Annotated in this window: 12 protein-coding genes; 3 read left to right on the forward strand and 9 right to left on the reverse strand. The window is 59.1% G+C overall.

Features of this window, described 5'->3' with window-relative positions:
- The first annotated feature begins 21 nt into the window (after positions 1-21).
- Positions 22-1,365, forward strand: coding sequence for an MATE family efflux transporter (locus tag V8J88_RS17415; protein ID WP_338845496.1), 1,344 nt, complete (start codon positions 22-24; stop codon positions 1,363-1,365).
- 6 nt (positions 1,366-1,371) lie between these two features.
- Here V8J88_RS17415 and V8J88_RS17420 read toward each other — a convergent pair whose 3' ends face one another.
- Genes V8J88_RS17420 through tsaE form a run of 3 tightly spaced genes read right to left on the reverse strand, consistent with a single transcriptional unit; the run spans position 1,372 to position 4,137 of the window.
- Positions 1,372-2,217 (reverse strand): D-hexose-6-phosphate mutarotase, encoded by an 846-nt coding sequence (locus V8J88_RS17420; RefSeq protein ID WP_338845497.1) that lies wholly within the window; start codon positions 2,215-2,217, stop codon positions 1,372-1,374.
- Positions 2,218-2,227: 10 nt separating this feature from the next.
- The gene (locus tag V8J88_RS17425) at positions 2,228-3,682 is read right to left on the reverse strand and encodes an N-acetylmuramoyl-L-alanine amidase (protein WP_338845498.1); all 1,455 of its coding nucleotides are present in this window, start codon (positions 3,680-3,682) and stop codon (positions 2,228-2,230) included.
- A complete protein-coding gene (tsaE, locus tag V8J88_RS17430; protein WP_338845499.1) occupies positions 3,646-4,137 on the reverse strand; it encodes a tRNA (adenosine(37)-N6)-threonylcarbamoyltransferase complex ATPase subunit type 1 TsaE in 492 nt (163 codons plus the stop codon). Before tsaE ends, V8J88_RS17425 begins: the two co-directional genes overlap by 37 nt.
- On the opposite strand from tsaE, the gene queG reads away from it, so the two are divergent.
- Positions 4,136-5,293, forward strand: coding sequence for a tRNA epoxyqueuosine(34) reductase QueG (queG, locus tag V8J88_RS17435; RefSeq protein ID WP_338845500.1), 1,158 nt, complete (start codon positions 4,136-4,138; stop codon positions 5,291-5,293). The two genes, tsaE and queG, sit on opposite strands and share 2 nt — an antisense overlap.
- Positions 5,294-5,431: 138 nt before the next feature.
- Here the strand turns inward: queG and V8J88_RS17440 are convergent, their stop codons facing one another.
- The 6 genes from V8J88_RS17440 to argS form a co-directional block, all read right to left on the reverse strand.
- Complete coding sequence (locus V8J88_RS17440; protein ID WP_338845501.1) at positions 5,432-7,570, reverse strand: S9 family peptidase; 2,139 nt, start codon at positions 7,568-7,570, stop codon at positions 5,432-5,434.
- Between the two features lie 195 nt (positions 7,571-7,765).
- Positions 7,766-8,068 (reverse strand): hypothetical protein, encoded by a 303-nt coding sequence (locus V8J88_RS17445; RefSeq protein WP_338845502.1) that lies wholly within the window; start codon positions 8,066-8,068, stop codon positions 7,766-7,768.
- A gap of 52 nt (positions 8,069-8,120) precedes the next feature.
- Positions 8,121-8,933: a transporter substrate-binding domain-containing protein gene (locus V8J88_RS17450; protein ID WP_338845503.1), complete on the reverse strand. Its 813-nt coding sequence runs from the start codon at positions 8,931-8,933 to the stop codon at positions 8,121-8,123.
- 421 nt (positions 8,934-9,354) lie between these two features.
- Positions 9,355-10,011, reverse strand: coding sequence for a thiol:disulfide interchange protein DsbA/DsbL (locus tag V8J88_RS17455; protein ID WP_338845504.1), 657 nt, complete (start codon positions 10,009-10,011; stop codon positions 9,355-9,357).
- A 37-nt stretch (positions 10,012-10,048) separates the two neighbouring features.
- Entirely contained in the window at positions 10,049-10,729 is a 681-nt protein-coding gene (locus V8J88_RS17460) for an SPOR domain-containing protein (protein ID WP_338845505.1), read from the reverse strand.
- A 14-nt stretch (positions 10,730-10,743) separates the two neighbouring features.
- Positions 10,744-12,453: an arginine--tRNA ligase gene (argS, locus tag V8J88_RS17465; protein ID WP_338845506.1), complete on the reverse strand. Its 1,710-nt coding sequence runs from the start codon at positions 12,451-12,453 to the stop codon at positions 10,744-10,746.
- Positions 12,454-12,665: 212 nt separating this feature from the next.
- Between argS and rsmB the strand changes: the two genes are divergently transcribed.
- The gene (rsmB, locus tag V8J88_RS17470; RefSeq protein ID WP_338845508.1) at positions 12,666-14,210 is read left to right on the forward strand and encodes a 16S rRNA (cytosine(967)-C(5))-methyltransferase RsmB; all 1,545 of its coding nucleotides are present in this window, start codon (positions 12,666-12,668) and stop codon (positions 14,208-14,210) included.
- Positions 14,211-14,215 lie beyond the last annotated feature (5 nt).

The raw sequence follows: 14,215 nt of genomic DNA on the forward strand, positions 1-14,215 counted from the left end.
GCCGCACACAAAGGACACAATATGAATCAGCCGGGCAAATTCGTCAGCGGCTCCACCATGCGTCATGTGATCAATATGACAGCCACCAGCACCATCGGGCTGCTGGCGATTTTTGTGGTGGACGCACTGAATCTGTTTTACATCGCCCGCTTAGGCCAGCGCGAATTAGCAGCGGCGGTCGGTTACGCCACCACTCTGCTGTTTTTTCACACCGCGCTGTCAATTGGCTTATCGATTGCCGCCAGCGCCATGTGCGCGCGCGCACTCGGGGCCGGCGAACGCCAGCAAGCGCAACGCATCGCCGGCTTCAGCTTGTGGCTGACCGCCGCCGTCGCCACCCTGATCTCGCTGCTGACCATCCCCTTGCTCTCGCCGCTGCTCAGTTTTTTAGGCGCCAAAGGTGAAACGCATCAGCTGGCGCTGCGCTTTGGCATGATCCTGCTGCCATCCACCCCAATCCTGACCGTGGGCATGAGCGTCGGCGCCCTGTTGCGCGCCGTCGGCGACGGCAAACGCGGCATGTACACCACCTTGAGCGCGGCGCTGACCACCGCAATTCTGGATCCGCTGTTTATTTTCGGCCTGGGTATGGGCCTGGATGGCGCCGCCCTGGCGAATATACTGGCGCGCTGCGCCTTGCTGGCGGTCGGCCTGCACGGCTTATTGCGCGTGCACCGACTGTATCAACATCCACAATGGCAGGATTTCCAGCAGAATCTGCGCCCCTTTCTGGCCATCGGCATCCCGGCCATTTTGACCCAGATCGCGACCCCGTTTGGCAACGCCGCCGTGACCAGCGCCATGGGCGCGTATGGCGACGAAGCCGTGGCTGGCTGGGCCGTGGTCAGCCGCTTGATTCCGGTTGCATTTTCCGCCCTGTTCGCCCTCTCCGGCGCGGTCGGCCCGATCCTCGGACAAAACCTGGGCGCGCGCCAATATGCGCGCCTGCGCTCCACCATGCGCGACAGCTTGCTGGTGACGCTGGTGTATGTGCTGGCGGTGTGGGCCGCCCTGGCGCTGGGACATAACATCATCGTCAAACTGTTCGGCGTGCAAGGGCCGGGCGCGCAAGTGGTGGACTTCTTTTGCTTGTTTGTCTCGGCCAGCTTCTTATTCAACGGCGCCTTATTCGTAGCGAATGCCGCCTTCAATAATCTGGGCTATCCCTTTTATTCCACCATGCTGAACTGGGGCCGCTCAACCCTGGGGGTGATTCCCTTTATCTGGCTGGGCGGCATCTGGTATGGGGTGGAAGGAATTATGGCCGGCTACGGCCTGGGCGTGGTACTGTTCGGCGTGCTGGGCGTGTGGCTGTGCTTTAAAGTCTTGCGCGAAATCGAAAGCCGGCACGCCGCCGGCGCCTGAATCAGCTCACTCCACCAGCAGACTGTGGCGGCCAATCCAGCTCTGTCCCGGCGGCAGGGCCACCGGGCTGATCTGGGCCGGCTCGATGCAAATGAAATCGCGCCACTCATCATCCGCCATATCCGGCAGCGCGGCGCAATCCGCCGGGCCGGGATTCCACACCGCCGCATCGGAAAAACCGCTTTGCGTCAAATGCAGGCGGCCCTGTCCCGTCTCCAAAGCCAGCGGGCGCAGCAAATGACGGTATAGGCGGTCATATTTATCGCTCAGCTGGAATTCGCTGCGCTCTTCCACCCCGTCCTGTTTGCTCACGCTATCGGTATAGCGCACCCCCTGCAAGCCATGCACCACCGCATCGCGCACTTCCAGCACACGCAAATAACTGTGCAGCGCGGCGGCGAAATGCAAAGGCTTGTCGCCCAGATTATCGACTTGCAACATCAGCTGCATTTCCTGCCCGCCGATGGTGACGCGATAACGCAGACGGCAGGGCCAGGCCGCCGCCAGCGCCGGCGGCAGCAGCTCCGGGGTCAAAACCATTTCCACATATTGCCGCCCGTCTTCCAACTCGCCGCATTCTTCCGCCTGCCAAACGGTGGTGCGGGCGAAGCCGTGGCGCTGGCCGGCGCCCTGGTCGGAAAACTGCGGAAAAATCACCGGAATCCCGCCGCGCACCGGGCGGCTGCCGTCCAGCGCCGCCTTGCCTGACAACAGCAAGCGCTCGCGCCCGTCCGCCGTCTGCCACGACAACACATGCGCGCCAAACAAGCTGATGGTGGCGCTTGCGCCATCCGCCGCCACCAATTCCAGCGCATCCAGATTTCCTGCTTTACACATGCTTGGGGTACTCATCTGCCCTCCCTCATGTCATACGGTTTTTCGCCAATGGCGGATTTTTCGCGAAATACTGCTTTACGCCTTTCAACACCGCATCCGCCAATTGCTCCTGATAAGCATTGTCATTCAGCTTCGCTTCTTCCTCGGGGTTGGAGATAAAAGCGGTTTCAATCAAAATCGAGGGGATATCCGGCGCTTTCAACACCGCGAAACCGGCCTGCTCCACCGAACCTTTGTGCAAACGGTTGATGCCGCCGATTTCTTTTAACACCGCACTGCCCAGTTTCATACTGTCTTTGATTTGCGCCGTGGTGGACATTTCCAACAGCACCCGCGCGAGTTGCGCGTCATGTCCCTTGATATTAACGCCGCCAATCAAATCCGCCGCATTTTCCTTATTCGCGAGCCAGCGCGCCGCCGTCGAACTGGCCCCTTTTTCAGACAACACAAAGACCGAAGAGCCGCGCGCGGTGGCCTCGACAAAGGCGTCGGCATGAATCGACATGAATAAATCAGCCTGCACCTTGCGCGCTTTTTGCACCCGCACCTGAAGCGGCACAAAATAATCATCGTCGCGCGTGAGCATGACGCGGAAATTCGGCAGCTCTTCCATTTTGCGCTTCAAGCGCTTGGCAATCGCCAGCACCACATCTTTTTCCCGGCTGCCGCCGCGCCCGATCGCACCCGGATCTTCGCCGCCGTGGCCGGGGTCAAGCGCAATCGTGATCATGCGCGTCACGCCGTCGCCCTTGCGCTTGAGGCTGTCTTCCGCGCCATCATCGCGCGCTTTGCTCTTTTCCGCGCCTTTCTCGGCAGTTTTCTCAGCGCCCTTTTCGCTGTTTTTCTCGGCATGTTTCTCTGCCGCCTTGTCCTGCCCTTTGTCTGCGCCGGCAGCCTTCTCCAAGCCTTTTTCCACCTTGTCCGGCAATTGTTTCAGAGCATCGGCGCCATTCAACGCTAACTGCCCCTCTTCACGCCGCGCATTTTCGCGCTCAATCAGGGCCGCAATCGGATCTGGCGGATTGACCGGGTATAAATCGAAAATCAAGCGGTGCTTGTAATTGCCGACCGGGGCCAGGGTGAACACCTGCGGCGCCACTTCTTCTTTCAAATCAAATACCAGGCGCACCACATTCGGCCGGTTTTGCCCGACCCGCACCTGTTTGATATAGGGATCATTCGCCTTGATCTTGGCGACCAAGGTTTTCAGCGTGGGATTGAGTTCCAGCCCCTCGATATCGACCACCATGCGTTCGGGGTCTTTGACGATAAAGTGGGTGGCCTTTAAATCGCTGTCATTTTCCAGCGTCACCCGGGTATAGTCTGCCGCAGGCCACACGCGCACCGCTAAAATCTGCGCCGCCCGCGCCGGCAGCGGCGCAAACACCGACAGCAACAAGGCGCCGCCGGCGCGCAATACGGTGCGACGGTGGCGGCCCGGCGTCACAGACGGGCGGCGAAATGAAATCGGTTCAGACATTGTGTGCCTCGTTCGCTGCATGCTTCCAGTGTAAAATCGCGCCCTTGCGCCAGATAAGTGAGAGTAATGCGCCAATCAGGCGCGGCCAACACGCCGGCGCCTTGCTCCGGCCATTCAACGATACAGATATTGCGGCCATCCACCTCGTCTTGCAAGCCGGCTTCAATGAATTCTTGCGGGCTTGACATACGGTATAAGTCAAAATGCAACAAACTCAAAGAACCGAGACGCGGATGCTGCACACGGTAAGGTTCCGCCAGGGCGTAAGTCGGGCTTTTCACACTGCCGGCATGGCCGGCGGCATGCAGCAGGGCGCGCGTGAGCGCGGTTTTACCGGCGCCCAGATCGCCATGCAGCCAGATCATCAAACCCGGCGTCAGACAATCGGCCAGTGCGGCGCCGCAAGCGGCAGTCGCATTTTCATCCGGCAGATGGTGGTGTATCTTAGTTAACATGCATAATCCTTCACAATCCACGCAGCGCCCCGGCGCAGATTCCGGGCTCCTCCTGCAGCAATTGGCGCAGGAATTGAAACAGCAGGCGCACATTCTCGGCTTTCACGGCGCGCGCATCGCCCCGGCCTGGCTGCCGCAAGCAGAGCAACCCTATCAAGACTGGTTAGCGCAAGGCTTTCATGGCGAAATGGATTATATGGCAAGCCATGGATTGAAACGCATCCACCCCGCGCTTTTACAAGCCGGCACGCAAGCGGTATTAAGCGTGCGCATCGATTATCTGCCGGGGCAGCAGGAAAACGGGGAAGACAAAGACTGGCGCGCGCGCGAATGGCGCCGCATCGCCGACCCGCGCGCCGCCCAGGTGGCGCTGTATGCGCGCGGGCGCGACTATCACAAAGTGGTGCGCAACCGTTTGCAGCAATTGGCGCAATGGCTGGAACAGCGCTGCTGCGAACTGGGACTGACGCCTGCGCTGGAAAGCCGCGCCTTTGCTGATTCGGCCCCGGTGCTGGAAGTCGAATTGGGCAAGCAAAGCGGGCTGGGCTGGCGCGGCAAGCACACGCTTTTGCTCACGCGCGAAGCCGGCTCTATGTTTTTCCTGGGCGAATTATTCGTCAACCTGGCCTTGCCGCCCGATCCGCCGCTCAGCAATCATTGCGGCCAGTGCCGCGCCTGCATCGATATCTGCCCGACCGGCGCCATCCTCGGCCCCGGCCAGCTGGATGCGCGCCGCTGCATTTCCTATCTGACGATTGAACTCAAAGGCAGCATACCGGAAGCACTCCGCCCCCTGCTGGGCAACCGCATCTACGGTTGCGACGACTGCCAACTGGCCTGCCCCTGGAATAAATTTGCGCAAAGCACCGCCCTGCCCGACTTCGCCCCGCGCCACCAATTAGACCAGGCCGATTTGCTGACCCTGTTTGCCTGGGACGAAGCGACTTTCCTGCAAAAAATGGAAGGCAGCGCAATCCGCCGCATCGGCCATGAACGCTGGCTGCGCAATCTGGCGGTGGGCCTGGGCAATGCCGCACGCAGCGTAAAAGGCAATCCGGCCATCGTCGCCGCCCTGCAAAGCCGCGCCCATCACCCGTCTGAACTGGTGCGCGAACATGTGGCCTGGGCCTTGCAACAGCATGGAGTGGCGCCTTGAGTTTGTTCTCCGCCCGCCCAAGGCGCGCAGCAGGACAAAGCGCAGGCCGCGATAAGGCATTTGACAGGCTCAGGGCGAACGGCCCGCAAGCGCGGGAACTCTTGCGAACCGTTCACCCTGATCATGCAAGCCAGGATCTTATTGCGGCAAGCCCCACTGCTGGAACATCCATGCCATTTCAAAAGCATATTCGCGCAAGGCGTCATAACGGCCCGAAGCGCCGCCGTGGCCGGCGTGCATATTCACTTTAAACAGCAATGGATTGTTATCCGTCTTGTGCGCGCGCAACTTGGCGACCCACTTGGCCGGCTCCCAATACATCACCTGGCTGTCATGAAAACCTGTGGTGACCAGCAGCGCCGGATAGTTTTGCTTTTTCACATTGTCATACGGCGAATAGCTCCGCATATAGTCATATGCCGCTTTTTGATTCGGATTGCCCCATTCCAGATACTCGCCGGCAGTCAGCGGCAAGCTGCTGTCCATCATGGTGTTCATCACATCCACAAATGGCACCGCCGCATGCGCCGCCTTGAACAAATCGGGACGCATATTCAACACCGCGCCGACCAGCAAGCCGCCGGCGGAACCGCCTTCAATGATCAGCTTATCCGGGCTGGTCCATTTTTCCTTGATCAAATGTTCCGCCGCGCTGATGAAATCGGTGAACGTGTTTTTCTTTTTCATCAACATGCCATCTTCATGCCATGCCTCGCCCAGATCATTGCCGCCGCGAATCTGCGCCGTCACCATCACCACGCCGCGATCCAGCATGCTCAAGCTTTGCGATGAAAAATAAGGATCAGACGGTATGCCATAACTGCCATAGCCATTCAAAAACAGCGGATTTTTGCCATCCAGCTTGATATCTTTGCGCGCCACCAGCCACAAAGGCACTTGCACGCCATCCGCCGCCGTGGCCCACAAGCGGCGGGTTTGATATTTGCCGGCGTCAAAACCGCCTAACACTTCCTGCTGCTTGAGCAAATATTGCTTGCCGCTGCCCATCTCCACTTCTTTCACCGCAGATGGCGATAAGGGAGACTGATAAGAAAAGCGCAAACGCTCGCTGTCATATTCCGGATTGGCGCCAAAACGCAGGGAATACACTTCTTCCTGCATGGCCAGGGTTTGCCATTGCTTGCTGTTGAAATCGTAAATGCGGATACGATGCTGCGCTTTTTCTTTTTCGCGCACCGCCAGCCGGCCCTTGAACACTTCCATATCCGTCAGCAGGATGCGGGCGTCATGCGCCACCAATTCCTGGCCGCCCTCAGTCTGTCCCACCGGCAGCATGTAGAGACGGAAATTTTTGGCCTCTTTAGCGCCTTGGCGATTGCTCTTGATCAGCCATTGACCTTCATAATGTTCGACCGAATAGCGATGCCCGTTCTTGCGTCCCAACACCGATTTGAAGGCCGCCTGCGGCTGCTGCGCTGGCGCATAAAATACTTCCTCCGTATCGGTTGAGTCTGCACTGAACATCAAATATTTATGGTCTTTGCTGGTGAACACCTGCAAGCCAAACTGCTCCACCGGCTCGTAATACACTTGTTCCGGCTTGGCGCCCAGGGTCAGGCGCAAAACCCGGTCAGAACGCTTGGTGGTCGCGTCTTCCTGCGTCAGCAACAACGTTTTGCTGTCCGCCGCCCAGGCAAAGGAAGTGGTGCGCTCCACGCTGTCGGGCAAGAGTTTGCCGCTTTGCAAATCCTTGATCTGCAGCTTGTATTGGCGGTAGCCGACATCATCCATCGCATACGCCAGATAGCGCCCGTCCGGGCTGACTTCATAGGTCATCACCGACATGAATTTTTTGCCTTCGGCCAGTTGATTCACATCCAGCAAGACCTCTTCCGCCGCTTTTTCATCATATTGCATCTTGTCGCCGGCGCGGCGGCGGCAATGAATCTGATATTGCTTACCGGCTTCGGTGCGCGCATAGTAATAAAACCCGCCGCGCCGCACCGGCACGGATAAATCGGTTTCCTTGATGCGGCTGCGCATTTCCTGGAACAGTTTTTCCGTCAAGGGCTTGAGCGATGCCGTCATTTGTTCGGCGTAAGCATTTTCTGCATCCAGATGGGCTTTCACTTGCGGGCTGTCTTTTTGCTGCAGCCAGCGATATTCATCTTTCACCGTCTCACCATGGCGCACTTCCTGCCAGTCGCCCTTGATCGCCTGCGGCGGGGTGGGATTGGCCGCCGCCGCAGCGCCCGCCTGCGCACCTGAAACACTCAACATTGCACAGCAAACCGCGCCCAACGTTTGTTTAAACATGAATCGTCCTCTTTGAATTGACTTCCTGATGTGTGATGCTGCCGCATTGCGCTGCGCTCACATTGATTGTATCGCTGGCGCCCGATCAGGCAGTGTGAAGCGGCGCAGCGCTGCATAGACAGGCTGCGCCGGAAAAGTTCCCGCCAGGAAGCGGAAAGCGCTGCGCCGCCAGGGCTTGCGGCGCAAAAGAGCGGTTCAGACCTCGCAATCCACCTTCGCAGCGCCGCACAAGGTGACGCCGGATTTCAGCTCGATGGGTTCAGAACTGGGGCGCTTATTGTGATATTGGCAAAACGGCACAATCCAGGGAATACGCCCATCCTCGCCCTCGATTTTGACATGCGCGCCGACTTCGACCTCATTGCGGCAGTACTTGGCGCAACACTTGTCGGGCAAATTTTCATTCGTGCCGCGCTCCCAATGTGACAGCCAGGTGCGCGGGCCGGTTTTACAAATGCATTTGCGGCCGGAAGTGCCGACCATGTTATACACAATCATTGCATGCTCCTCCTTATCAAAACGCGCAGACAGCATGCGCGGCAAGCCGGCCTTACTCGCCGGGCAACGCCAAATACTGCTTGATCAAAGCCTCGCCCTCCTGCTCGCGCAATTGCGCCACCGCCTGCCAAATCTGGCGCGCCATGGCTGGATATTTGCTGACAAAAGTCTGACTCAGCAAAACATAATAATCCTTGCCCGCCAGCGGTGCGGGATGTTTGAGGATATGCGGATAGGCGCCATCCTGCAGCAGCGCATCGCCGACGCGCTCCAGTAAAGCCACCGCCGCCACCCGCTGCAGGCTGAGTTTTTCCAGCAACTGTTGCGCGCTTTTGGACTCTTCCACCGCCAAACCCTGGTTTTTCAGGTCCTCGACAATCGAATACCCCAGCGGCGCGCCAATTGCGCCGTTGACGCCGCTGAACTGCCGGCCATTCCAGCTGATTTTGCTTTTCACATGGGAATACAGAAAATAGGCTTTGGTGTCGATGCGCAAAGCGGGATCAGGCGCCTCGCCCTTCATCGGATAGTGTCCGAGTGAGCGCCTTTCTTTATTGAAGCTGGCCACCACCGCATCGCTTTCACCGGATTGCAAGCTGCTCAGGCAGCGCTTCCAGGGCATGCGCTGCAACTGGACTTTCAAGCCGGGGATTTTTGTCTCCAGCAAGCGCATTAACTCCGGCGTCACGCCAGGCTTGGCCGGAATCTGCTCACCATCGCCGATGAAATACGGCGGCACATCCTTGGTTTCGTAAGCGAAACGCAGCAACACCGCCTCCGCCGCCTGCGCCAAAGGCGCGCCACACAGCAAGGCCAGCGCGCAAAACGCGACGCCAAAGCAGGGGAAATGAAAAATTGTGCGCATAGTGAAACGAACATGCCACAAGGCCATGCCGGGGTCAAGCGCGCATGAGCGCACAGACCAGCGCCAGGGTGTGTGCATGTTCTTGCAAATAAGGCGGGAATCATGCAGGCGGGGAAATTGATCCGTACGGAATCATGCCTGCCGCAGCGCAGCATCTGTTGCGTGAATCCGGCTGCCGCTCAATCCCCCCCCCCGCCACCATCGGCGTCAGCGGATGCGACATCGTCATACGCACCGCTGCCATCGCTGCCATCAGACCGTTTCTGTTTTCTGTGCAGCATGCGCCAAAGAGCATAAAACAAGCCGCCCAAGATGAGGCCGCCGGCAAGGGAAAGGAAAAGAAACGACATGCACGTCCTCTATTCGACTGCGCTGCTTTCTGCAGCTGTAAAAAAAGCCGCAGAACGCGGCTTTTTTCATCTTACTTGGCGGCTGATTTATCAACCAGCTGACTCATCAGTTTCAGCGTGGCCTGGAACAGCGCCGGCTCCGGCACACGCCCCATTACTTCACCCATCTTGGATGGCGAGGTGATATAACGGCCATTAATGACGATGGTCGGCACGCCGTCAATCCGATAGTCGCCTTGCAGACCGCTGGCGCGGCGGGCCTTGGTTTGCACCGAGAAGGAATTGAAGGCTTCCTGGAATTTGGCTTTGTCGATGCCGTTTTTCACCAGAAAATCAGTGAGTTGCGCTTCAGTATCAAGCTTTTGACGCTCTTTATGAATGGCGGCGAAAATCTTGCTGTGGTATTGCTCCAGCTTGCCCATGGCTTCCAGCGCATAGTAAGTTTTTTGCTGCGGGACAAAGCTTTCACGGAAATTGGCGGGAATACGTTTGAAAGCAATCTTATCGCCTTGCTTTTTCACCCAATCCTCAAGATAAGGATCGAAATCGTTACAGTGCGGGCAGCCATACCAGAAAAATTCAATGACTTCGACTTTCTTGCCCGATTCAGTCGGCAGCGGGTTTTGCAGGGTGGTGTAGCCCTCGTTGGCCTGAGCTTGCAGCTGGCTTGCGCCCAACGCTAACAAGGTGATGCCGACGAACTGCCAAAATTTTTGCAGAATACGCATATTTTTCCTCTTTCTCGTTTAAAACGCGCGTGCGGCGTCACTTTTGATTGCGGACTACGGAGACGTCCACACCATTCTCGGACAGCTTGGCGCGTGCCCGGTTCATTGCCTCAACTTGATTGAAGGGGCCAAGACGAACGCGATATAAGACGCCGTTATCGCTGTTTCGTTCACTGATAGCGGCTTCAAAACCCAATAATGCCAGATTGGCGCGGGTTTTTTCGGCATCCGCCTGGTCGCGGAAAGCCCCTGCCTGCAGATAGTAAATCCATTTTTCTTCCGGATTGGCCGCAGGCTGAGGCGTCGCGCCAGGGGCCGGACTGGCCGCGGCTTGCGGGGCCGGGGTCGGCGTGACCGCAGGCTTAGCCTTGTTCGGGTCTGCCGCAGCTTGCGGGGCCGGCGTGGCGGCCGGCGTGGCTTGCGCAGTTGGCGCTGGCGTCGGCGCGCTTTCCGGCGCAAACTCTTTCGCCGCTTCCTTGGCCGGCTCGCGGTTGCCATACAAAGGCTTGTTGGGGTCGATCAGCGGGGCGGATGCGCTTTCGCTGGCGCGCTCGGTTTTGCCCAGCTTATTGGTAAAAGGCGAATTGCCCTTGGTGATCACCAGCGCCACCACCACTGCAATCGCCAAACCGACGATCAAACCGATGATAATGCCCAGCAACGTGCTGCCGGTTTGCGCGGAGCGGCGCTGCTGTGTGTCGGATGAAGCTTTTTTCATGCTGCTGTCCTGTGTTACATGCGGTTAGGCGCGGAAACGCCAAGAATGCGCAATCCGTTTTGCAAGACCTGGCGCACGGCCAGGTACAGCGCCAGACGCGCGTCGCGCAGGGCGGTGTCGTCGATCAGCACTTTTTCGGCGAAATAGTAGCTGTGATACAAACCGGCCAGATCGCGCAGATAGAAGGCGACTTGATGCGGCCCCAATTCCGCCAGCGCTTTTTGCAACATGTCGGGGTATTGGGCAAGCAGGGCCATCAATTGCAATTCATGGCTGCTGCTCAACAGACTCAGATCAGCGCTGTGCAGGGTGTTGATGTCGCCGCCCCATTTTTCCAGCACCGAGCAAATCCGCGCATGCGCATACTGCACGTAAAGCACGGGATTTTCGTCGTTCTGCTTCAAAGCCAGATCAATATCGAACACAAATTCCGTGTCAGCTTTACGCGAAATCAGGAAGAAACGCACCGCATCGCGCCCCCGCACTTCATCGCCATTGCCGCACCATTCGATCAGATCGCGCAAAGTGACGTAAGAACCGGCGCGTTTTGAGAGTTTGACTTCTTCGCCGCCCTTCATCACCGTCACCATACGGTGCAACACATAGTCCGGGTAGCCTTGCGCGATGCCCTGATTCACCGCTTGCAGGCCGGCGCGCACCCGCGCCACCGTGCCATGGTGATCGGAACCTTGCACATTGATCGCCTTGACGAAGCCGCGCTCCCATTTATTGATGTGGTAAGCCACGTCCGGCAGGAAATAGGTGTAAGTGCCGTCGGATTTGCGCATCACGCGGTCTTTATCGTCGCCATATTCGCTGGTGGCCAGCCACAGCGCGCCATCTTTCTCATAGGTTTTGCCGGAATGCTCCAGCGCAGCCACGGTGGCGTCCACTTTTCCATCGGTGTAGAGCGAAGATTCGAGGTAGTAATTGTCGAATTTGACGTTAAACGCCTGCAAATCCATATCCTGCTCATGACGCAGATAGGTCACAGCAAAGGCGCGGATGTTTTCCACGTCTTCGATATCGGCGCTGCCGGTCACCGGCTGGCCGTCGGAAGCGGAAACAGTCTTTTTCGCCATGAAATCAGCGGCGATCTCAGCAATATAATCGCCGTTGTAAGCATCTGCCGGCCAATCGGCGTGGCCGGGCGCGAGTCCGCGCGCGCGCGCCTGGACTGAGCGGGTCAGATTGGCGATTTGCACCCCGGCATCGTTGTAATAAAACTCGCGCGTCACTTGCCAGGATTGGGTTTCCAGCAAAGCGCACAGGCTGTCGCCCAAAGCGCCCTGGCGGCCATGGCCGATATGCAGCGGGCCGGTCGGATTGGCGGAGACGAATTCAACAATCACCTTCTTGCCCTCGCCGGCGCGCGATTTGCCAAAATCAGCGCCTTGCGCCAAAGCCAGTTTCACCACTTCCTGCTTGGCTTTGGATGACAGGCGCAGATTGATAAAGCCGAGGCCGGCCACTTCCACGCCGGCCAGCAAACCGTCAGCGCTGCAATGCGCTTGCAGATGGCTGGCGATGGCCTGGCCCAGTTCACGCGGATTTTTCTTCAAGGCTTTCGCCAATTGCATCGCGATATTGCAGGCCAGGTCGCCCATGCCCGGGTCGCGCGGCACTTCCAGCAGAATCGTCGGTTGCAGATCGCTGCCCGCCAGATGCGGCGCCAGCGCTTCGGCGATCAACGCCGTGATGCGGTTTTTTTGTTCGGCTAACATGAGTGTCTCGGCAGGATGGGCCTGCCCGGAATATGCAAAATGCCCATTATAGCGGCAAGCCGGGCTGCGGCGGCAAAACGCAAACCCGGCTGTGGTTTGGCGGCGCGCGCCACAGGCGGCGTTGTTGCGCGGCTGTGGCGCCGGCTTTGGCCTTACAATGTGGGGCCGGCGGCGCATGTGGACGCCCCCGATTTTTCTTTCTGCCCGCTAACATGCAAAAACGCCCCCTGCTGACTCTGAATAAAAAGAAAACCGCCGCGCCGGCAGCTGCGCGCCGCAAGCCGGATGCGCGCCCGGCCCCGGGCGCGCGTGCAGCGCAGGGGCCGCGCCAGGCGCCGCCCGCGCCGGCCCCGGCGCAGGAAACGGCAGCGCCGCTGACGCCATTGCAACGCCTGCGCGAAGGCAATGTGCAGGCGGAATATCTGGCCTTGCCGGCCCTGCCGCAGCCGCTGCCGGCGCAAGAGTCGCTGGCCTTTCATTTATTCGGCGCCGCTGTCGCCTTGGCGCGGGTGCAGGCCGGCAGCGCCCTGCCGGAAGCCTTGCAGAGCGCGTTCAGCCTGACGCGGGCGGAAGCGCCGGCGCGCGGCGCCATGCAAGATCTGGCGCACCGCGCTTTGCGCCGCTTCGGCAGTGCGCAATGTCTGCTGGCGCAAATGACCAGCAAGCCGCCCGGCCCGGAACTTTTATACGCCCTGGCCACGCTCAGTCTGGCGCTGTTGCTGGAAGAGCCGGCGCCCTACTCCCCTTTCACCCTGGTCGATCAGGCGGTCAGCCTGGCCGGCGCGCAAGCTGAAATTGCGCACGGCAAAAATATGTTGAATGCGATTTTGCGGCGCTTTTTGCGCGAACGCGACAGCCTCTTGCAAGCGCAGCAAAACGATGTGCTGGCGCGTGAAAATTATCCCGATTGGTGGGTGCGTGATTTGCAAGCCGCCTGGGGCGATCAGGCGAAGGCGATTATGCAGGCCGGCAATTGCAATCCGCCGCTGGTGTTGCGCGTCAATGCGCGGCGCATGGAAACGGCGGCGGCGCAAGATTGGCTGGCGCAACATGGCGTCGGCGCGCAACGCTGCGGCCCGTATGCCTTGCGCCTGGATAAGCCGATGCCGGCGCCGCTGATTCCCGGCTTTAGCGACGGTCTGTTTTCGGTGCAGGATACGGCGGCGCAACTGGCCGCCCCGTTGCTGGCGGCCGAACACGGCATGCGCGTGCTGGACGCCTGCGCCGCGCCCGGCGGCAAGACCTGCCATGTCTTAGAGCTGGCCGATGTGCACATGACCGCCTTGGATATTGATGCGCAGCGCTTGACCAGGGTGCAAGAGAATCTGCAGCGTCTGCAGTTGAGCGGGGCGCAATTGCGTTGCGGCGATGCGAGCGCACGCACCTGGTGGGATGGCCTGCCGTATCAGCGCATCATGGCGGATCTGCCCTGCAGCGCCTCCGGCATTGTGCGCCGCCACCCGGATATCCGCTGGCTGCGTCAGGCCGAAGATGCGCAACGCCTGGCGCGCTTGTCGGCGCGCATTCTGGATAATTTATGGCATATGCTGGCCCCCGGTGGACGTTTGTTATTAGTCACCTGTTCACTCTGGCCGCAAGAATCAGAGTTGCAGGCGCAAGCCTTTGGCGCGCGCCATGGCGATGCGCAGCGTTTGCCGGCCCCGGGCCAGCTTTTACCCGGCGTGGCGCACCCGGCTGCAACAATCAGCGATCCGGATGGCCTGTTTTATGCGTTGTTTGAAAAAACTGCAGCATAATGCAG

It is taken from the genome of Massilia sp. W12 (assembly GCF_037300705.1).
Classification (GTDB): Bacteria; Pseudomonadota; Gammaproteobacteria; order Burkholderiales; family Burkholderiaceae_D; genus JACPVY01.

Coding starts and splice junctions, on each gene's coding strand:
- V8J88_RS17415 (WP_338845496.1), top strand. CDS start 22: ATGAATCAGCCGGGCAAATTCGTCAGCGGCTCCACCATGCGTCATGTG.
- V8J88_RS17420 (WP_338845497.1), bottom strand. CDS start 2,217: ATGAGTACCCCAAGCATGTGTAAAGCAGGAAATCTGGATGCGCTGGAA.
- V8J88_RS17425 (WP_338845498.1), bottom strand. CDS start 3,682: ATGTCTGAACCGATTTCATTTCGCCGCCCGTCTGTGACGCCGGGCCGC.
- queG (WP_338845500.1), top strand. CDS start 4,136: ATGCATAATCCTTCACAATCCACGCAGCGCCCCGGCGCAGATTCCGGG.
- tsaE (WP_338845499.1), bottom strand. CDS start 4,137: ATGTTAACTAAGATACACCACCATCTGCCGGATGAAAATGCGACTGCC.
- V8J88_RS17440 (WP_338845501.1), bottom strand. CDS start 7,570: ATGTTTAAACAAACGTTGGGCGCGGTTTGCTGTGCAATGTTGAGTGTT.
- V8J88_RS17445 (WP_338845502.1), bottom strand. CDS start 8,068: ATGATTGTGTATAACATGGTCGGCACTTCCGGCCGCAAATGCATTTGT.
- V8J88_RS17450 (WP_338845503.1), bottom strand. CDS start 8,933: ATGCGCACAATTTTTCATTTCCCCTGCTTTGGCGTCGCGTTTTGCGCG.
- V8J88_RS17455 (WP_338845504.1), bottom strand. CDS start 10,011: ATGCGTATTCTGCAAAAATTTTGGCAGTTCGTCGGCATCACCTTGTTA.
- V8J88_RS17460 (WP_338845505.1), bottom strand. CDS start 10,729: ATGAAAAAAGCTTCATCCGACACACAGCAGCGCCGCTCCGCGCAAACC.
- argS (WP_338845506.1), bottom strand. CDS start 12,453: ATGTTAGCCGAACAAAAAAACCGCATCACGGCGTTGATCGCCGAAGCG.
- rsmB (WP_338845508.1), top strand. CDS start 12,666: ATGCAAAAACGCCCCCTGCTGACTCTGAATAAAAAGAAAACCGCCGCG.